This window comes from Streptomyces sp. P6-2-1, assembly GCF_050613165.1.
GTDB lineage: Bacteria > Actinomycetota > Actinomycetes > Streptomycetales > Streptomycetaceae > Streptomyces.
Map to the genome: position 1 here is coordinate 2,669,795 of NZ_CP192513.1, position 18,158 is coordinate 2,687,952.

Sequence of the window (18,158 nt, forward strand, 5' to 3'; positions counted from 1 at the left end):
CTCAGGCCCCCTTGGCCGCGGTGCGGACCAGGACGAGGCCGCCGTTCGGACCGGGGACGGCGCCCTTGATGAGCAGCAGACCCTTCTCCGCGTCAACGGCGTGGACGGTCAGGTTCTGGGTGGTGACCCGCTCGTTGCCCATGCGGCCCGCCATGCGCAGGCCCTTGAACACGCGGCCAGGGGTGGCGCAGCCACCGATGGAACCGGGCGAGCGGTGCTTGCGCTGGGTGCCGTGACCGGCGCCGAGGCCCTTGAAGTTGTGACGCTTCATGACACCGGCGAAGCCCTTGCCCTTGCTCTTGCCGGTGACGTCGACCTTCACGCCCGACTCGAAGGTCTCGGCGGTGACTTCCTGGCCGAGGGTGTACTCGGAGGAGTCCGAGGTACGGATCTCGACGAGGTGGCGGCGGGGGGTCACGTCGGCCTTGGCGAAGTGGCCCTTGAGGGGCTTGTTCACCTTGCGCGGGTCGATCTCGCCGAAGGCGATCTGGACCGACTCGTAGCCGTCGCTGTCGTTCGTACGCACCTGGGTCACGACGCAGGGACCGGCCTTGACGACGGTCACGGGGACAACGCGGTTGTTGTCGTCCCAGACCTGCGTCATACCGAGCTTCTCGCCCAGGATGCCCTTGATCTGCTTCGTCATTCTCAGATCACCGGCCCTCAGAGCTTGATCTCGATGTCGACACCGGCCGGGAGGTCGAGTCGCATCAGGGAGTCAACGGTCTTGGGCGTCGGGTCGAGGATGTCGATCAGGCGCTTGTGGGTACGCATCTCGAAGTGCTCGCGCGAGTCCTTGTACTTGTGCGGCGACTTGATGACGCAGTACACGTTCTTCTCAGTGGGCAGCGGCACCGGGCCCGCGACCGACGCACCAGTACGCGTCACCGTCTCGACGATCTTCTTCGCCGAGGAGTCGATGACCTCGTGGTCGTAGGCCTTGAGCCGGATGCGGATCTTCTGTCCCGCCATGGCTACTTGGTAGTCCTGTCTCTCGTCACGCTCTTGCGGCCTGGGGATCCTGTCTGCTTCCCTCCGGCACACGCGGTCGGGCGTGTCGCAGTGCCGCCAACAGCGAACCGCTGGGGTTTTGCGATCGTGACCGCGGGATTCGGGGAGGAGCCTCCACCAGGGCGCCTGGTCGGCACCGCGCCTTGCTTCCCGGAAGATTCCCGTACGTCCGACCCTCAACAGGGCCGACGAGTACCGTGGGACTCGCTTCCGGTCCTCCCGGCGGGAGGCGCGCAGCATCGGCACTCAACCGAGCAACCTGGTCAGTGTGCCACACGAAGCGAGCGGGTCGCCAATCGGGCCGGACAGCTTACCCCTCCCAGGGGGCGCCTCAAACGGGGGTGCGGGCCGGTCGGCCGACCGGGGGACACGGAGAGGGCCGGACGGCGGGCAAAGTCGGCCGAAGGGCGACGGTTCGGCCGTACCGCCCGGAGACCGGGCATATGCCCGGCACGGGGAGCACACGAGACACGGGGCGTGACGGCGGTCACCACGACGCCCCCGGCGGGCCCGGGCTCAGAGGTGGGGGGCGGCGTGGGTGCGTGCCTCGGCCTGCCGCAGGAGCAGCTTCTTGTCCGGTTTGCCGGCGTCCGTGAGCGGCAGGGCGTCCACGAAGTCGATACGGGCCGGTTCGTACAGGGGGCCGCGTCGTTCGCGTACGAAGGCCCGTAGTTCCCCCGCCCCCACCACGGCGCCCGGCGCGGTGACCACGGCGGCGTGCACCTGCTCCGTGCGGTCGGCGTCCCGCAGGCCCTGGACGGCGCTCTGGAGCACGGCCGGGTGGGAGTTGAGCAGGTCTTCCAGTTCGGTGGTGTACACATGTCCGCCGACGACCACGATCATGTCCTTGATCCGGTCGACGACGGTGAGGTAGCCCTCCTGGTCGAGGCGGCCGAGGTCACCGGTGTGCACCCAGCCGTCCCGCAGCACCTCTGCCGTCAGTCCGGGCTGCTTCCAGTAGCCCCGCATGGTGCCGGGCGACCGGACGCAGATCTCGCCCAGCTCTCCGGCGGGCAGGTCCTCGCCGTCCGGGCCGCGTACGGCGACGTCCACGCCCGGCAGGACCTTGCCCGCCGAGCGCATCCGCTCCGGGCTGCCGAGGTCGTGGTCCCGCGCGCTGAGGACACTGATCCCGCCGGTCTCGTTCTGGGCGTAGACCTGGACGAGCACGGGCCCCAGACGCCGTACGGCGTCCGCGAGCCGGGCGGGGGACGCCTGGCAGCCGCTGTAGACCACGGCGCTCAGGCTGCTGAGGTCACGGTGGGGGGAATCGGGGTGGTCCAGGAGCTGGTAGAGGAGCGGCGGCAGCAGGAACAGGCAGGTGACACGTTCTCGTTCGACGGCGGCGAGCACCTCGGCGGGGTCGAACTCGTCCTGAAGCACCACGGTCCCGCCGGAGCGCAGCACGCCGTCGGCCATCATGCCCCCGGCGTGGGCGAGGGTCGTGCACAGGAGCTGCCGCAGGGGCCCGTCCCCGGGGCGCCGCGCCGGGGTCATCACGCGGCTGACCCGCCCGGCCTGGGCGAAGGCGGAGACGATGCCCTTGGGGTGCCCCGTCGTGCCCCCGGTGTGGCGGATGACGCAGATGTCGTCGGGGCGGCACAGCGCGGGGAACGGGTCATCGGGCTGCCCGGCCGCCAGCGCGAGCAGGTCCTGCCCGAACGCGCGCCCGGGATCGCCCAGCACGAGCACGTGCGCCACCGGGGCCGTCTCGACGATCTCCGCGGCCCGGTCCACGCACCGCGGGTCGACGACCAGCGCACGGGTCTCGACGTCCCGCACGATCGCCGCCTGCACACCGGCCGAGAGCCTGTTGTAGAGGTGGTTGACCTTGCAGCCGACGAGGTTGGCCGCGTAGCGGGCCGCGATGGTCTCCGGCAGATTGCCGCTGAGCAGGGTGACGGTCGCGCCCCGCTCGATGCCCAGGGCCGAGAACGCGTGCGCCATGCGGTGCACCAGCGCCGTGAACCACCCGGCCGACAGGCGGCGGTCCCCGTGCACGAGAAGCTCACGGTCAGGGTCGGAGCGCATCGCCTCCAGGCTGTCCTCCACGAAGGTGCGCGGCCCGGCGGGCTCCGGGACCACCACGCCCGCCACGGCGCCCGGGCGCACCGGGGCCTCCGGCGGCCCCTCGCCCGCCGGGGGAACAGGGGTGGGCAGGGGCCCGAGGACGATCGTGGGGGTGTTCCCCGACGGGGAGGCTTCGCCGCACACAGGCACTCCGTTCGGCAGCGGACGCGGTCAGTCCTCCAACGAGTCCGGCGGCGAAGCGTCACCCGGGCCGGGCACGGGAACGGGCCCGGGGTTCCGAGGCCCGTGCCCCACCGCTTCTCCCCTCTTCTCCCCTTCTTCTCCCCGGCTCTTCTCCTCGGCGTAGGCGCTGCCCACGACGGCGCGCTCGTCTCCGCGGACGACGGCGTCCCGGCGCGGGCGTCCTGCTCGGGGCAGCGGGCAGGGGCGTGACGGCGGGGGCGCGGTCCGGGGTGTCGGCGAGAGCGGCCGAGGGCGTCGGTACGGCGGCGAGAACAAAGCCGATGGCGCGTGTGCGCTTCACGACGCGCCCCGCTCCCCCGGTCGCTCCATGCGCGCGCACGCTCACCCCGTTCGGTGGCGTACCGCGCCCTTCCGGGGCGGCGGCAGCGGGACGACGCCGTCACCCGCGGCGGCCCGGGGCCAGGCGGCGCCCCCGGCGGCTCAGAACTTGCCGTCGACAGGGAGCCAGTCGGACCAGGCGTCGGGGACGTAGAACTTGGCGGTGCCGGAGTCGTAGCGCAGGGCGCGGAGCTGGATGTTGCCCTTCTCCCAGTAGTCGTAGTCGCACTTGACCCAGTGGTTCACGCCCGCCTTGTTGAGGCAGACGCGCGAGGAGCGGCCGTAATCGGTGTAGACGCCGCCCGCCGCCGACATGCCGTCCTTCTTCGTGTCGAGGACCCAGACCACGTCGCCGTACGGGACGAAGCAGGCGGTCGAGCCGTAGGCGACGGTCGTGCCTATGCACGTCGGGGCACTTGTCGCCGCGGCCGATGCCCGGGGCGCCGCCCCCTCCGCGCCGCTCTCGGCGAAGGGCCCCCGCGTGCCCATGTCCACGCCCACGACGACCTCGGGCGCCTCATCGGCCGCGCCCGCCGGCCCCGCACCGAGAAGCGCGCAGCCGAGCACCGCCGCACCGGCCAGACTCCCCCACCTGCCGAGACGGCGTCCTCGCACTGTTGTCCACTCCCCGGAATCGTTCGTCTGCGTACGGCACGTGATCGTAGCCATCAGGAAAAGTGAAGAAAAGATGATGGTGGCGATCACTCCGCGCGAGCGGAACGCACGATCCCCGTCGTCGGAGGGTCCGGATCAGCCGCGGGACGGGCCGGAATCCCCCGGGCCCGGCCCTCGCGCGGCCAGCCCTCTCGCCGTCGCCCTCAGGAGTCTCGTCGTCCTCTCCCCGAAGTCGTAGGCCGTGTGGGCCCATTGGGGATTCTCCTCGTAGAGCGCCGCGAGGGTGGCCGTGGGGTGGGCGATCTGCCAGGCGTGGGCGGTCTGCGCGGCCGTGGCGGCGATGAGGTCGGCGACCTGGGCGGCGGTCATCGTGCCCGCCTCGGCGAGCGCGGCCGACATCTTTGCGACGGAGGCGAAGGAGAGCGCCTTGTAGCGGCGGGCGCGCTCCAGCGGGACCTCGCCCTCCAGGCTCAGCGGGATGTGCGTGAAGAGGTCGCACAGCAGGGGGCGCGCGATGAGGCTCGTGGCGAGCACGTCGGCGGTCTCGTCCGGGCCGAGCCCCGCACCGGCGCCCGTGTCCGGCCCCGCACCGGCGCCCGTGTCCGGCCCGGCACCGACGCCCGTGTCCGGCCCCGCACCGGCGCCCCGGCCGCGCCCCGCGCCCGCCTTCGCGCGGCGCAGCACCTCCTCGCGCCAGCCCACCCACTCGCGTTCGGCGAGTTCGAGGAGGAGTTCCTCCTTGTTGTCGAAGTAGCGGCGGATCGCCGAGGGGTGGAGCCCGGCCGCCTCCGTGACCGCGGCGAGCGTCAGGTGGCGCACTCCCCCGGCCTCAGCGGCGAGTCTGCGGGCCGCGTCGAGCAGGTCCTCGGCACGCTGCTGCTTGGCCTCCTGGGAGCGGGCGCGGCGGTGGGTGGGCATGGGGCCAAATCTAGCGTCCGGGCGGCAGTGGGCGCGCTTAACGCGTGTCGCGTGCGTTAAGCGCGGATGCGGTGTAGCGTGGGGGGCAGATAACGCATCCACATTGCGTTACGGGCTTTCGCGTGGCGCCACGCGGCATCGCGTCGCGTGGCATCACGTCGCGCGGCATCGCGTCGCGTGGCATCACGTCGCGTGGCATCGCGTCGCGTGGCATCGCGTCGCGTGGCATCGCGTCGCGTGGCATCGCGTCGCGTGGCATCGCGTCGCGTGGCATCGCGTCGCGTGGCATCGCACTGCGTGACGCGGCGCGGCGCGCGACGCGGCGCGCGAGCCGCGGTGCCTCTCATGCCGCGCCTCGCGTGCCGGCTCCCCTCTATCTCCCGGAGGTTCCTCCCATGTCCCAGGTCTTCCTCATCACCGGTTCCTCGCGCGGTCTCGGCCGCGCGCTCGTCGAGGCCGCGCTCCGGGCCGGGCACCGCGTGCTCGCCACGGCGCGCGATCCCCGTGCGCTCGACGACCTGCGCGCCTCGTACGGGGACGCGCTCGCCACCGCGCGGCAGGACGTGACCGATCCGGCCGCCGCCGAGCGCGTCGTCGCCGAGGCGGTCGAGCGCTTCGGGCGGCTCGACGTCGTGGTGAACAACGCCGGGCAGGCGAACCTCGTCACGATCGAGGACAACGACCTCGACGACTTCCGGCGGCAGATCGACACGAACTTCTACGGCGTCGTGTACACGAGCCGTGCCGCGCTCCCCGTGCTGCGGAAGCAGGGCGGCGGCCACATCATCCAGATCTCCTCGGTCGGCGGGCGCGTCGCGAGCCCGGGACTCGCCGCGTACCAGTCGGCGAAGTGGGCGGTGGGCGGCTTCTCGGAGGTGCTGGCCGCGGAGACCGCGCAGTTCGGGATCAAGGTCACGGTGATCGAGCCCGGCGGGATGCGGACCGACTGGGGCGGCGCGTCGATGGAGGTCCCCCCGGCCGGCGGCCCGTACCGGGAGCTGATGGCCAACGCCGTGCGGCTGCGGCACAACTTCGACACCGAGGCACCCGGCGACCCCGCCCGCGTCGCCCAGGCGATCCTCAAGGTCGCCTCGCTCGACGAGCCCCCCGTCCGTCTCCTTCTCGGCAGCGACGCCTACGAGTACGGGCGCGCCGCCTGGTCGGGCCGTGTCGCCGAGGACGCGAAGTGGGAGGAGCTGAGCCGCTCGGCGGACTTCCCGAAGGGGGAGTGAGGCGGTGCGGCGGGTGAGCGCGGTGGCTCACTCCTTCGGGTGAGCCGGGGCGGGCGCGGGGCCTTGGGGGGCCTCGGGCCCGGCCGGGCGGGCGGCGGGGCGAGGGGCCCGGGCGGGCTAGCGTGCCGCGCATGACCGATCTCCGTGTCGATCTCGCGTTGCTCGGCCGGTCCGCCGACCGGCTCGCCCGGCTCCACCGCGAACTCCGCGATGCCGACGACCGTGCCGACGACCTCGCCCGGCTCGTCGGCGCCACTGAACTCGCCTCCGCCGTACGTGACTTCGCCAGCAACTGGGACGACAACCGCAGCCGTCTCCTCGCCTCTCTGGAGACCGTGGGCCGCCTCCTCGCGCACAGCGGCGACGCCTTCCTGTCCTTCGAGGACGACCTCGCCCGCGCCGCCCCGCGCCCCTGAAGCCCGTGCCAGGACCCCGTGCCGACTGGCACCCGCTGTGCGCCCACGACCCCCTCCCCGGCGACCCGGAGACCCTGCGCGCGGAGGCCGCCCGCCTCCGTGCCGTCGCCCGGCTCCTGCGCGAGCAGTCCGAGGCACTGCGGCTCATCGGGGACGACGACGTCCTGCGCGGCCGCTACGCCGAATCGCTGCGCGCGCACGCCCACGACCTCGCCGCCCGGCTCGCCACCGCGGCGAGCCGCTACGCCCGCGTCCACCGCGAACTCGACGCCTGGGCCGGGACGCTCCAGCACCTGCGCTCCGCGGCGGCGCGCCTCCTCACCGAGGCCCGCGCCACCGGCGACGCCGGGCTCCCGCCGCTCCGCGCCCGGCTCTCCCGCCTCAGCGAGGAGTACGAGGGCGAGGCCGCGCGCCACGCCGGTCGCGTGCGTACCGCCGTCGACGACGCCCTCACCGACTCCCTCTGGGACGACTTCGCCGTCCCCGCCACCGCGTTCGTCTCGCGCGTGCTCACCTCGGGCACCCTCGACGACCTCGTCGACGCGCTCGGCTGGACCGCGACCCTGGCCGGTTTCGCCGCGATGTTCTTCCCCGCGCTCGGCCCGCTCGCCCTCGGCGCCTCCCTCTCCGTCGCCGCCCTCCATCTCGCGCAGGCCGGTGCGGGGGCGTGCTCCTGGTTCGACGTCCTCCTCGACATCGCCGCCCTCAAGTTCGCCCGCGACGGCGTGCTCGCCGCCCGCGCGATCAACTCCCTCCAGGGGCGGGCCCGGACGACGGCCGCCGGGCTGGCCGCCGAAGCGGCGGGGGCGAGGGCGCGGGAGGCGACGAGCGGGGCGCGGCGCGCCGCCGCGCGGCGGGCGCGGCGACGGGGCGGGGGCGTCTCGGGTACGGCACGGCGCACCGCCCGCGCGCGGCGGCTGCGGCTGGAGGAACGGGCCCGCCGCGCGGCGCTTCGCGCGGGCGAGGACGTCAGGACGGCCGGCCTCCCCCAGCTGAGCCGTCGCGAGCGGAACCTGGCTCTGGGGGACGTCGAATCGGGCCGCAGGGCCAAGGACGTCCAGAAGCTGAGCGCCCGGCACCCGGAGCACGAGGAGCTGCGGGCGGGCGCCGAGGAGGCCCGGGGGAGGCTGCGGGAAATGCGGGGCGCGTGGGGCGCGAGCACGGCGCTGGACCTCGCCGACAAGGCCGGGGACTCCGCACCGTCCGACTGGTACCGGGACACGAAGAACCGGCTGAGGACGGGCAACGGGTGACGAGAAGGGGGGCGGGGACGAGCCGGGACCGGGCGGGGGGGGGACGGGCCGGGACCGCACCGGGTGGGGACCGCGCCCGGGCCAGGCGGCGGGACGGGCCGGAGCGAGGCGGCGGAACAGGCCGGAGCGAGGCGGCGGGACAGGCCGGAGCGAGGCGGCGGGCCCGGTCCTGGCAACGGCGCAGGACCAGGCGACGGCGCGGCACCGCGAGACGGGGCCCGACCGGCTCACCAAACCGCCCGGGCGACGGAGCCAGACCGGGCGGCGGCGCCAGACCGGGCGGCGGCCCGGAACCGCATGACGACACCAGGCCCGGACCGGGCTCCGCCGCGCAACCAGGAGACAGCGCACGATCAAGAGAGGAGGCCGGGCCGGGTGACAGAGCCGAACCAGGCACCGCAGCCAAGCCGGGCGGGCCGGCCACACCGGGAAACGAGGCCGCCCCAAGCACGGCAGCCGCACCCGCTGACGGCACCGGCCCAACGGACCGAACCGGACACCCCCACCGAACCGGGCGCCCGCCCCATCCCCCACCTCCCCGCCCCGCACCCGGGGGCGCGCCGCAACCACCGGACCGCCCAGCCGCTCCGAGCCAAGCGGCCGCCCCGGCCCAAGGCACCCGATCCGCCAGCCCAGGCCCCGCCACCGAACCGGACACGCAAACCACCCGCCCAAGCACCCGCCCCATTCCAGGCGCCGCAACCACCGGACCAGCCAACCACCCCGAACCAGGCCGCCGCTCCGAGCCCAGCGGCCGCCCCGTGCCAGGCGCCCGAGCCCCCGACCCCGGCCACCAGCCCGAGCACCCCACCGGACCCGGCACCCCCACCACCCCACCGAGCCCCCACCCCGGACCAAGTGACCGAATCACCAGACCAAACAGCCACCCCGAACCAAGCCCCCACCCCACACCAGACACCGCGACCACCAGCCCCGCCAGCCACCCCGAACCAAGCCGCCACCCCCGACCAACCGACCGCACCGGACCAAGTCCCACCCCCGCGCCAGACACCCCCTCCACCCGCCCAACGCCCCGCCCAACCCCCCGCCCCCGACCAGTCAGCCGAACCACCAGCCCAAGCACCCCCACCGACCCCGGCCGCCGCCCCCGACCAAGCCGCCACCCCCGGCTCGGCCGCCACCCCCGGCTCGGCCGCCGCGTCCGGGCGGTCCGTCACCGGGTACCGGTTCTTTCTCACCGCCCCCTGGGAGCAGGTGTCCGCCGAGGACGGGGCGCGGTGGGGTGTGCTCGGCGGGATCGACGGCGAGGTGGACGTGTACCGGCCCGCCGCCGGTTCGGGGGTGCCCGCCGCGTTGGTCGTCGGGCTGGGGGACGGGGTGCCCGGTACGGGGTGGGAGGTCGCCGAGGTGGCGGGCGGGGCGGCCGTGCGGCGGGACCGCGCGGTGGCGGAGGGGCGGCTCCCCGTGGCCGCCCGGCAGGTCGCGTACGCGGTGGAGGTGCCCGGCGGGCGGGGGCGCTGGTGCCTGGCCGTGTTCTCGGTGCTGGAAGTGGCGGAGCCGCTGAGCGCGACGCTCGTCGAGTGGTTCGACGCGGTGATGGGGACGTTCGACTGGACGTACGACTGAGCCCGGCACCCCGGCCCCCGGCCGAAGCCCCCCGGCCCGCGACACCGAGCCCCCGCCCCGCCACGCCGAGCCGCCCCGGGGCGAGCCCCCACCCGCAACACCCGGCCCCGCCCCGGCCGAAGCCCCGGCCACGCAGCACCGAGCCCCCGCCCCGCAACACCCGCCCCTGCCGAAGCCCCCACCCCGCAACACACCCCGGCACCCCCCACATACCCACCCCCACACACCACAGGCCCCCGCCCGTCTTCACGGGCGGGGGCCTGCGTGGCCGCTCGGGGCCGGGCCAGCGGCATGGCGCATCGGCGCCGGCCAGCAGCGCGGCCGACCGCATCGGTCAGCAGCGCTGCCGACCGGCATCGGTCAGCGGCGTGGGGACTTGGCGCGGTCCAGGGCTGCCACGCCGATACCGGCGAGCACGACCTGGATCGCGAGTTCTATCCAGTCGATGCCCTTCGTGTCGGCCACGTCGAAGGCCGCGGCGATGAACGTGCCGACGAGGGCGGCGACGATGCCGACCAGGATCGTCCAGAGGATGCCGATGCGCTGGCGACCGGGGACGACCAGGCGGCCCAGGATGCCGATCACGATGCCGATGATGACGGCGCTGATGAACCCTGAGATCTCCATGTCCTGCTTCCTCCGTTGTCGCGGTGGCTGTCACGGTGCCTGGCCGTTCGACACCACGCTGTACTACATGTCTGTAGAGCAGTGTGCCCCGGGCGGGACCGCTCAGTCCTTGTTCCCCGCATCCGCGCCGCGGAACTCGTCCTCCAGGAGACCGAAGAGGAGCACGTCGCGGTACGCCCCCTCCGTGTAGTCGTGCTCCCGCAGCCGCGCCTCCTGCACGAAGCCGAGGCTGCGTTGCAGCGCGACCGACGCCGTGTTGTGCGCCCACGCCTCGGCCACGGCCTTGTGGTAGCGCCGCTCGTCGAACATGAACCGCAGGACGAGCGTGACGGCCTCGCGCGCGAAGCCCCGCCCCTGGAAGCGCGGGTCGATCTCGACGCCGTACGCGAAGTTCCCCCGGCCCAGCTCGACGTGGTGCGTGCTCACTCCGCCCGCCCACGCGCCCGTCCCGCGGTCCTCGACGACGAGGTGGAAGGTGTCGCCCTCGGTCTTCCCGGCCGCCTTCTCCTTGAGCCACGTGCGGTACCGCTCGGCCGACCGCGGGACCTCCAGGCGGTCGCCGAGGCGCACGTTCGCCGAGTGCTGCCCGTACCGCATGAAGTGCGGCCAGTCCTCCGGCTCGACCGCGCGCAGCCGCACCCGCTCGCCGGTCCAGAAGTCGACCGCGGGGTCGGGGGGCGGGGGCGGGACGAGGGGCCCGGTGGCCGTGCGCGCGTCTGACGTCATGCCACGCATTCGATCAGCGGCGCCCCGCACGGTCCACCAATTTTCGCGCCCGCCCGCCGCCGGTGGTCTGATGACCGCATGAGCGAAGCCGCACCGGATGAGGGCACGGGCGGTCCCTCCGGTGCGGGCGGTCCTTCCGAGGGCGAGCTGCGCAGGGAGCGGGCCGTGCGGGCCGCCGTCGTGCAGGGGATCGTCGGCGAGGAGCGGCCGCTCGCCGGGCTGCTCGACGTGACGGGCATCCGTCGTACGGCCCGCGCGCTCAAGTCCGCGTTCGCGCCGCTCGTCGCGGAGGGCGGGCCCGCCGTGCGGCACACCTTCGCCGTGCGCGCCACGCCGCTCGTGCCCGTACTGCGTCTTCTGTACGAGGACCGGATCGGGGCCGAGGTCGCGAGCGCGGCCGAGCTGGCGCTCGCGCGGGCGGCCGGGGTGCAGCCGGGGCACACGGCGCTCGACTCGCCGACGAAGACGGTCGCCGAGCTGCGTGAGGCGCTGGGCAGCGGCGTACTCGTGGACGTGGACGACGCGCAGGAGCTGGAGCGGCTCGACGCGCTGCGCGAGGAGGCGGCGGCGACGTCGACGTTCGGGCTGCGGGTCGATCCGCACGCGGGCGAGGGGCGGCGCGCCGTCTTCGGCGTGGCGCTCGGGCACGAGGGCGCGCGCGAGTGGATCGTCGCGGCCTTCGCGGAACGCCCTTGGCTGACGCGGCTGCACGCGCACTCCGAGGTGAAGAACGCGGGCGCGGTGCCGCCCGAGCGCCTCGCGGAGGGCGTGCGGAAGGTGTACGAGCTGGCCGAGGAGATCAACGCGGCGGCCGGGCGGCAGCAGGTCGACACGCTCGCGCTCGGCGGGGGGCTCGCCGCCGGGGCGCGCGAGGGCGACGTCGGGGACGGGGACGGGGCGGACTTCACGGGGTACGCGGCGCTGCTCAAGGAGACGGTCCCGGGGCTCTTCGACGGGCGGTACGCGCTCGTGACGGGCTTCGGGCGCTCGCTGCTCGCGGGGCACGGTTTCCTGCTCGCGCGCGTGGAGTACGTACGGGCGCTGGGCGGGCGGCGGCTCGCCGTGACGCACGCGGGGACGCGGATCGCGGGGCCCTCGTGCGGGCGCAGGCTCGCCGCGTACGACGCGCAGGGGCGGCCCAAGGAGGGGCCCGCGCTCGCCCAGGACCTCGCGGGGCCCGCCCAGTTCGACGGCGAACTCCTGGCGTCGGGTGTCGAGTTGCCCGAGCTGGAGCAGGGCGACTGGCTCGCCGTGCTCGACACGGGGGCGTACGGCTTCGCGCGTCACCAGGCGTACGACAGCCTCACGCGGCCGGGGATTCACGGCTTCGCCGCCGCCCCGGAAGGGGTGCGCTTCGCGACCGTACGGGCTCCGCAGACGCTCGCCGAGTTCGTCGCCGAATCGGGCGCGGCCCACACCCGTGCCCTCACGGACGACCTGTAGCGGCCCGGTTCGCGGGCACCCACCGGAACGCCAGCGCCAGCAGGCTCAGCGCGAACATCGTGACGCCCAGCGGGACATGGACCGAGGGGACGTGCTGGATGCCGAGGACGACCTGCGCCGAGGCGAGGGCGAGGAAGCCGGTCGCGTACCAGATCTGGCGGGGCGAGGCGCCGCCCGGCCTCCAGGCGAGGACGGCGGCCAGGACGTAGAGCATCGCGGCGCCGTACATGACGCGCGCGCCGACGCTGTGCAGCGTCTCGCCGTGGTGGGCGGTGAGGAGGAGTCCCGCGGAGACGGCCTGGAAGAGGATCGTGAGGGTCTGGAGGGCTATCGCGAGGCGCAGGAAGCGCTCGTGGGAGGTGGGCGCGGTCGCCGTCTGCGTGGTCATGGGGTCCCCCTGGGCGGGTCGCTCGGTAAGGTCTCACCGGTCCGACGAAGCGGGCCCGCGAAATGTGAGGCGGGGGGCGGGACATGGACGCGGAGACGGGCACGGACGCGCGCGGGGTCGCCGGGGAGCGCGGTCAACTCCTCAATGTGGCCTACCGTTTGCTCGGCTCGCTGACCGAGGCCGAGGACGCCGTGCAGGAGGCGTACGCGCGCTGGTACGGGCTCGCGCCCGCGCGGCGCGCGGCGGTGCTCCAGCCCGGCGCGTGGCTCACGACGGTGACGGCGCGGGTCTGCCTGGACGTGCTCGGCTCGGCGCGCGCCCGCAGGGAGCGGTACGTCGGTACGTGGCTGCCCGAGCCGCTGCCCGAGGCGCCCGAGGCCGCCGACCCGGCCGCGCGGATCGTGCTCGACGAGTCCGTGTCGATGGCCTTCCTCGTGGTGCTTGAGGCGATGACGCCCGCCGAGCGCGTCGCCTTCGTGCTGCACGACGTCTTCCGCTACCCCTTCGCCGAGATCGCGGACGTCCTCGGGCGCAGCGCGGCCGCGTGCCGTCAGCTCGCCGCGTCGGGGCGGCGGCGGCTCGGCGAGCGGAGCCGCCCCCCGGCCCCGCTCGCCGAGCGCGCCGCCGTCGTACGGCACGTGAAGGAGGCGTGGGAGTCGCGGGACATCCCCGCGCTCGTCGGCCTCCTCGATCCCGCTGCCGTGATGACGGCGGATGGCGGGGGCATGGTCGGCACGGCGCTCCGCCCGGTCGAGGGGGCGGCCGGGATCGCCGGGTACATGGTCGCGATCGCGGACCGGGCGCCCGGGCTCGTCCTGCGGCTGTGCGACGTCAACGGGCTCCCGGGGCTCGCGGCCTCGCAGGGCGGTGTGGTGCGGACGGTCGCCGCCTTCGAGCTGAACGCGGGCCGCGTGGACCGGATCTGGGTGATCCGCAACCCGGAGAAGCTGGGGCCCTGGGTGCGCGAGGAGGAGTAGCAGCGCGTACGCGGGGGCAGCGCGTACGCGGGGACACCTCGCACGGGGGGGGCTCGCGGTGCGGCACCTCTCGTACGCGGCGACCCGCCGGCCCCGCACACCCGGCGCGCAAAATATCCCACCTTCCCTCGCGTCGCCCCCTCTTCCCCCGTACCGGCGCGCGCCGGCCCGTCACGCCCGCACGCTCTCCCCAGGGGTTCGGCGCCGCCTCGCGTCCGGTGAACACACGGAGATCTCCGGGGCGTTGGGCGTGGCGGCGAACGCGAGGATAGAGGGGCGCGGCATGTTCCGCTGGAAAATGCCAGAACTCCCCCAGCCGGGTGACTCCTTGCGTAACCTCAAGCCCGCAAGCCGTACTTCGGGTCGGGGAAGGTGACGTTCCGCGTGCCAGGAATTGACGAGTGTCTGCTGGACGCCATGAGGCTCCCGGGTGCGCGGGGTGCCGGTGTCGTCGACTGGATCAGCGGACTCGCCCTCGGCACGATCGGCGATTCCCCCAACGGCGATCACGAGGCGACCGCGGCCGAGGCCGCCGAACTGGCCCGCATGGCCGCCGAGCACCGCGCCTTCGCCGCGACGACGCAGACGGCACCGACAGGACAGGCGGCGCAGGCGGCACGGGCAGGACAGGCCGGGCGGACGGCGCAGCCGCCCGCGCACGCCGGTCAGGTCGATCAGCCCCTCCCCGTGGAGGACGTGATCGTCACGAACCGCGACAGCTACCACCTCATCCGCTTCGTGCGGACGACGTTCGACAGCAGTGTCTTCCTGCACCTGTGGCTCGACCGCGCCGAGGGCAATCTCGCGCTCGCCCGCATCCGCGTCGGCGAGATCGCCGAACGGCTGGTGCTGTGACCGTGGAGACGCTCACGACGGGCACGGAGACCGTCTCGCCGCTGTTGCGCCGCCTCGCCGACGAGGGCGCGACCGGGACCCTGAGCCGCGACCGGGGCCTGCTGCACCTCGTGGAAGGCAGGATCGTCCACGCGGAGGCCCCTGACTCGCCGCCGCTCGACGTGCTCCTGACGAGCGGGAGCACCCGCCCCGCCGCCGCGCGCGAAGCGGCGCGCGCCGGGGGCGGCGACACGGGCGAGGTCGTGCGCGCGCTCCTCGCCGCGGGGCTCGTGGGGGCGGGGACGCTGGAGCTGTGCCATCTCGGCGCGCTCCACGACGCCGCGTACTTCGCGCTCGCCCCCTCGGGCGGCCCCGCGCGCTTCCGGTACGGGAGCGCGCACCCCCTCGCGGTCGCGCACCCCGTGGACGCGGGTGCCGTGGAGCGCGAGTGCCTGCGCCGCCGCGCCTTCCTCGACCGGCTCCACCCCTCCGCCGCGCTCGACCACGCCCCGCTGCGGCGCCTGGAGACGGGCGGCCCGGTCGCGGTGAGCGCGCGCCGCCGCCCCGTCCTCGCGCTCGTGGACGGCTACCGTACGGCGCCCGAGATCGCCCGGGCGCTGGGCAGGCCCGCGTACCACACGCTCGTGGACCTGCGGCGCCTCGCGGCCGCGGGCCTCGTGGGGCCCGTACGCGCCCCGCGCCGCGCCCAGCGCCCCCGGCACGCGGCGGCCCCGGGCGCCCCGGTCGCCCCCGGCACCCCGCCCGCTGCCCTCGCCGCGCCCCGCCCCCAGCTCGGTGGCGGGCTGCTGCCCCGCGTACAGGACCCCGACATCGCCCTCCTCCGGCGGCTGCGCGACGCGCTGGAGGCCGCGCTGTGATCCGTGGGCTGAGACAACGCGCCGAAAGGAGACAACTCATGTCGGCGGAGGCCGAAGTCCTCGACGAACTGCACCGGCTGCGGGCCCGCGTGCCGCAACTGACCGGGGCGCTCGCGGGCAGCGTGGACGGGCTCGTCCTCGCGCAGGACACCCCGGGCGTCGAGGCGGAGGGCCTCGCCGCGCTCACCGCGGCCTCGCTCGGCGTCGCGCTGCGGATGGCCGAGGCCACCGGACGCGGCGGGCTGCGCGAGCTCCTCGTGCGCGGCGAGCGCGGGTACGTGGCGACCTACGCCGCGGGCGGCGCCGCCGTGCTGACACTCCTCGCCGACGCGCGCGTCAACGTCGGCAGGCTCCACCTGGAAGGACGCCGATCCGCGAGCCGGATCGGCGAACTGGTCGACGCCGCGCTCGAACGCGTCGCCGACCAGCGAGAGACGGTCCGGTCACCGCGGCCGGCCACGGAAAGGATGTAGCGACTCATGGCCAACACCGAAGCCTCCCTCAAGGACGCGATGGCATCGATCGACGGGGCTGTCGGAGTCGCCCTCGTCGACTACACGAGCGGTATGGCGCTCGGCACGATGGGCGGGGGCAAGGACTTCAACCTGGAGGTCGCCGCCGCGGGGAACACCGACGTGGTCCGCGCCAAGCTCCGCACGATGGAACACCTCGGGCTCCAGGACAGCATCGAGGACATCCTCATCACGCTCGGCACCCAGTACCACCTGATCCGCCTCCTCAAGGCGAAGGGCGGCAACGGCCTCTTCCTCTACCTGGTCCTGGACAACGCGCGCGCCAACCTGGCGATGGCACGCCACCAGCTGAAGAAGATCGAGTCCGAACTGGAGGTCTGAGCACACCCCTCCCCGCGCTCAGCGACGCCGTGCCCCGCCGGGCGCGGCGTCGCCCGCTCCGGCACCCGTCGTGGCCCAGTCCCCCGCGGTACGGGAGACGGGGCCGCCCCCGCGTCCGTTCAGCCGGTCCGCGGGGAGCCAGTACAGGACCTCGGCGCGTGACTCCGCGCGCCCGAGCCACCGCGCCTTGAGCCACAGCCCCGTCCCGCACCCGGCGAGGACGAGCCCGCCGGCCGCCGGGGCGGCGAAGGCGCTGCCGAGCGCGGCGAGCACGGCGAGCGCGAGCCACCAGCGGTGCCCGCGCCGCCAGGCCCGTACCGTCACCGCGCGGTCGCGCAGGATGTCGTCCCGGGCGGCCCTCGCGGCGCCCTCCTGCCCGGCGCGGTAGCGGGCGCGGCGGGGGTACGCGGTGAGCGCGGCGGCCAGGACGAAGAGGAGCACGCCCCCGTACAGCCCGATGAGCCGCCCGGTGAGCCCGGGCGGGATCAGCCCGAGTGCCGCCGTGCCGAGGCCGCACCACCACAGCGGGGCCGCGCCCGCGCGGACCACCACAGCGACCCGGACGAGCGCGCGCCTGCCCCGTCCCGTACCGCCTCTCGCCACTGCCGTCCCCTTCCCGTGCGCCCTGCTTCCCGTGCGCCCTGCGCCTGTGCGGGCAGCGACGCTAACGGGACTTGATGAGGAGACGCTGAGAACGGGCTCAGTCGGCGAAGAGGCCGCGCGCGGCGGCCTGCGTGTCGAACTCCTCCAGGCGGGACTCGGCCCCGGGGATGTGGTCGGCCATCGCCTCCAGGAGGACGCGGCCGAGGAGCATCGGGGCGCAGGCGGTGTCGAAGGCGAGGCCGGTGCCGACGGCGGCGGGGAGGAGGAGGTCGGAGTGGGCGGCGACGGGGGCGAAGGAGGAGTCGGCGACGGTGACGACGGTGAGGCCGAGGCTCTGGGCGTACGCGAGCGCCTCGACGACCTCGCGCGGGTGGCGCGGCAGCGCGAAGCACAGGAGCGTGCTCGCCCCGGCGCGGCGCGCGGCGTCGAGCCGGTCGGCGAGCATCGTGCCGCCCTCGTCGAGCAGCCGGACGTCGGGGTGGACCTTCGCGGCGAAGTACGAGAAGCCGAAGGCCTGCGAGGCGGCGGCGCGCAGCCCGAGCACGGGCAGCGGGCGGGACGCCGCGAGGAGCTTGCCGGCCCGCTCGACGGGGGCGGGGTCGGCGAGGAGTCCGGCCAGGCGGCGCAGGTTCTCGATCTCGCCCGCCACGGCCTGCTGGTACTCGTTCGGCTCGGCGTCGGGCGCGGTCTGCTCGGTGCCGGGGGCGCTCTCGCGCAGGTGGCGGCGGAGCGCGGGATAGCCGTCGAAGCCGAGCGCGACGGCGAACCGGGTCACGGACGGCTGGCTCACGCCCGCCAGCTCGGCCAGCTCGACGCTGGAGAGGTAGGGCACCTCGGCGGCCCCGCGCACCATGCAGTGCGCGATACGGCGCTGCGTCGGCGTGAGGCGCTTCCCCTCGAACAGGGCCTGAAGCCGTGCGGCGGCACTCTCGCTCATGCCATTCAGTTAAGCAGAAGGCTGCATGGATATATGCGGTACGGGGAAATCGGCCCCGGCTCCCGGGGATTGCGCGCCTCCGGATGCGGGCAGGCGCCCCGGCGACAAGGATACGAACCAGTCCGAACCGTCCGCTGCGAAGGGAATCGCGTATGTCCTCCAAGCGACGCCGCAAGAAGAAGGCCCGCCGCAAGCACGCCGCGAACCACGGCAAGAAGCCCCAGACCTGAGGGGCGGGGGCGGGGCGGGCCACCGTGCGAAGAGGGG

Annotated in this window: 20 protein-coding genes and 1 pseudogene; 10 read left to right on the top strand and 11 right to left on the bottom strand. The window is 74.7% G+C overall.

Annotated features, from left to right (window positions below; translation table 11 throughout):
* Position 1 precedes the first annotated feature (1 nt).
* The 6 genes and pseudogenes from rplC to ACQYWQ_RS11550 all read right to left on the bottom strand — a co-directional run.
* Positions 2-646 carry a 50S ribosomal protein L3 gene (gene rplC / locus ACQYWQ_RS11525; RefSeq protein ID WP_007825980.1) on the bottom strand — a complete coding sequence of 215 codons (645 nt, stop codon included), beginning with the start codon at positions 644-646 and terminating at the stop codon, positions 2-4.
* A gap of 17 nt (positions 647-663) precedes the next feature.
* The gene (rpsJ, locus tag ACQYWQ_RS11530; protein ID WP_003948644.1) at positions 664-972 is read right to left on the bottom strand and encodes a 30S ribosomal protein S10; all 309 of its coding nucleotides are present in this window, start codon (positions 970-972) and stop codon (positions 664-666) included.
* 555 nt (positions 973-1,527) lie between these two features.
* Entirely contained in the window at positions 1,528-3,042 is a 1,515-nt protein-coding gene (locus ACQYWQ_RS11535; protein WP_431039151.1) for an AMP-binding protein, read from the bottom strand.
* A gap of 663 nt (positions 3,043-3,705) precedes the next feature.
* Positions 3,706-4,272, bottom strand: a complete 567-nt coding sequence (locus tag ACQYWQ_RS11540; protein WP_431034267.1) for a hypothetical protein — start codon at positions 4,270-4,272, stop codon at positions 3,706-3,708.
* An 81-nt stretch (positions 4,273-4,353) separates the two neighbouring features.
* Positions 4,354-5,136, bottom strand: coding sequence for a TetR family transcriptional regulator (locus ACQYWQ_RS11545; RefSeq protein ID WP_431034268.1), 783 nt, complete (start codon positions 5,134-5,136; stop codon positions 4,354-4,356).
* A gap of 37 nt (positions 5,137-5,173) precedes the next feature.
* Positions 5,174-5,428, bottom strand: a pseudogene (locus tag ACQYWQ_RS11550) (pentapeptide MXKDX repeat protein); the annotation flags it as partial.
* Between the two features lie 103 nt (positions 5,429-5,531).
* Between ACQYWQ_RS11550 and ACQYWQ_RS11555 the strand changes: the two are divergent.
* The 4 genes from ACQYWQ_RS11555 to ACQYWQ_RS11570 all read left to right on the top strand — a co-directional run bounded on the left by ACQYWQ_RS11555 (position 5,532) and on the right by ACQYWQ_RS11570 (position 9,624).
* On the top strand, positions 5,532-6,368 hold the full coding sequence (locus ACQYWQ_RS11555; RefSeq protein WP_431034269.1) for an SDR family NAD(P)-dependent oxidoreductase: 837 nt from the start codon (positions 5,532-5,534) through the stop codon (positions 6,366-6,368).
* 131 nt (positions 6,369-6,499) lie between these two features.
* On the top strand, positions 6,500-6,784 hold the full coding sequence (locus ACQYWQ_RS11560) for a hypothetical protein (RefSeq protein ID WP_431034271.1): 285 nt from the start codon (positions 6,500-6,502) through the stop codon (positions 6,782-6,784).
* A gap of 5 nt (positions 6,785-6,789) precedes the next feature.
* Complete coding sequence (locus ACQYWQ_RS11565; protein ID WP_431034273.1) at positions 6,790-8,037, top strand: hypothetical protein; 1,248 nt, start codon at positions 6,790-6,792, stop codon at positions 8,035-8,037.
* A 1,215-nt stretch (positions 8,038-9,252) separates the two neighbouring features.
* Positions 9,253-9,624 carry a hypothetical protein gene (locus tag ACQYWQ_RS11570; RefSeq protein WP_431034275.1) on the top strand — a complete coding sequence of 124 codons (372 nt, stop codon included), beginning with the start codon at positions 9,253-9,255 and terminating at the stop codon, positions 9,622-9,624.
* 360 nt (positions 9,625-9,984) lie between these two features.
* Here ACQYWQ_RS11570 and ACQYWQ_RS11575 read toward each other — a convergent pair whose 3' ends face one another.
* Both ACQYWQ_RS11575 and ACQYWQ_RS11580 read right to left on the bottom strand, forming a co-directional pair.
* Entirely contained in the window at positions 9,985-10,251 is a 267-nt protein-coding gene (locus tag ACQYWQ_RS11575) for a GlsB/YeaQ/YmgE family stress response membrane protein (RefSeq protein ID WP_431034276.1), read from the bottom strand.
* A 102-nt stretch (positions 10,252-10,353) separates the two neighbouring features.
* Positions 10,354-10,977, bottom strand: a complete 624-nt coding sequence (locus ACQYWQ_RS11580) for a GNAT family N-acetyltransferase (RefSeq protein ID WP_431034278.1) — start codon at positions 10,975-10,977, stop codon at positions 10,354-10,356.
* 78 nt (positions 10,978-11,055) lie between these two features.
* On the opposite strand from ACQYWQ_RS11580, the gene ACQYWQ_RS11585 reads away from it, so the two are divergent.
* Positions 11,056-12,420, top strand: a complete 1,365-nt coding sequence (locus ACQYWQ_RS11585) for a diaminopimelate decarboxylase (RefSeq protein ID WP_431034279.1) — start codon at positions 11,056-11,058, stop codon at positions 12,418-12,420.
* Here the strand turns inward: ACQYWQ_RS11585 and ACQYWQ_RS11590 are convergent.
* Positions 12,404-12,808, bottom strand: coding sequence for a hypothetical protein (locus ACQYWQ_RS11590; protein WP_431034281.1), 405 nt, complete (start codon positions 12,806-12,808; stop codon positions 12,404-12,406). The two genes, ACQYWQ_RS11585 and ACQYWQ_RS11590, sit on opposite strands and share 17 nt — an antisense overlap.
* An 83-nt stretch (positions 12,809-12,891) precedes the next feature.
* Between ACQYWQ_RS11590 and sigJ the strand changes: the two genes are divergently transcribed.
* The 5 genes from sigJ (at position 12,892) to ACQYWQ_RS11615 (ending at position 16,351) form a co-directional block, all read left to right on the top strand.
* Positions 12,892-13,785 carry an RNA polymerase sigma factor SigJ gene (sigJ, locus tag ACQYWQ_RS11595; RefSeq protein ID WP_431034282.1) on the top strand — a complete coding sequence of 298 codons (894 nt, stop codon included), beginning with the start codon at positions 12,892-12,894 and terminating at the stop codon, positions 13,783-13,785.
* Positions 13,786-14,169: 384 nt separating this feature from the next.
* On the top strand, positions 14,170-14,640 hold the full coding sequence (locus tag ACQYWQ_RS11600; protein WP_431034283.1) for a hypothetical protein: 471 nt from the start codon (positions 14,170-14,172) through the stop codon (positions 14,638-14,640).
* Entirely contained in the window at positions 14,637-15,497 is an 861-nt protein-coding gene (locus ACQYWQ_RS11605) for a transcriptional regulator (protein ID WP_431034285.1), read from the top strand. Before ACQYWQ_RS11600 ends, ACQYWQ_RS11605 begins: the two co-directional genes overlap by 4 nt.
* 38 nt (positions 15,498-15,535) lie before the next feature.
* Positions 15,536-15,970: a roadblock/LC7 domain-containing protein gene (locus ACQYWQ_RS11610; protein WP_007825959.1), complete on the top strand. Its 435-nt coding sequence runs from the start codon at positions 15,536-15,538 to the stop codon at positions 15,968-15,970.
* 6 nt (positions 15,971-15,976) lie between these two features.
* Positions 15,977-16,351, top strand: a complete 375-nt coding sequence (locus tag ACQYWQ_RS11615) for a hypothetical protein (RefSeq protein ID WP_010278560.1) — start codon at positions 15,977-15,979, stop codon at positions 16,349-16,351.
* A gap of 18 nt (positions 16,352-16,369) precedes the next feature.
* On the opposite strand, the gene ACQYWQ_RS11620 is transcribed toward ACQYWQ_RS11615, so the two are convergent.
* Together ACQYWQ_RS11620 and ACQYWQ_RS11625 are read right to left on the bottom strand one after the other, a co-directional pair.
* Positions 16,370-16,954: a hypothetical protein gene (locus ACQYWQ_RS11620; RefSeq protein WP_431034287.1), complete on the bottom strand. Its 585-nt coding sequence runs from the start codon at positions 16,952-16,954 to the stop codon at positions 16,370-16,372.
* A gap of 97 nt (positions 16,955-17,051) precedes the next feature.
* Positions 17,052-17,891 (bottom strand): MurR/RpiR family transcriptional regulator, encoded by an 840-nt coding sequence (locus ACQYWQ_RS11625; protein WP_431034288.1) that lies wholly within the window; start codon positions 17,889-17,891, stop codon positions 17,052-17,054.
* Between the last annotated feature and the right edge of the window lie 267 nt (positions 17,892-18,158).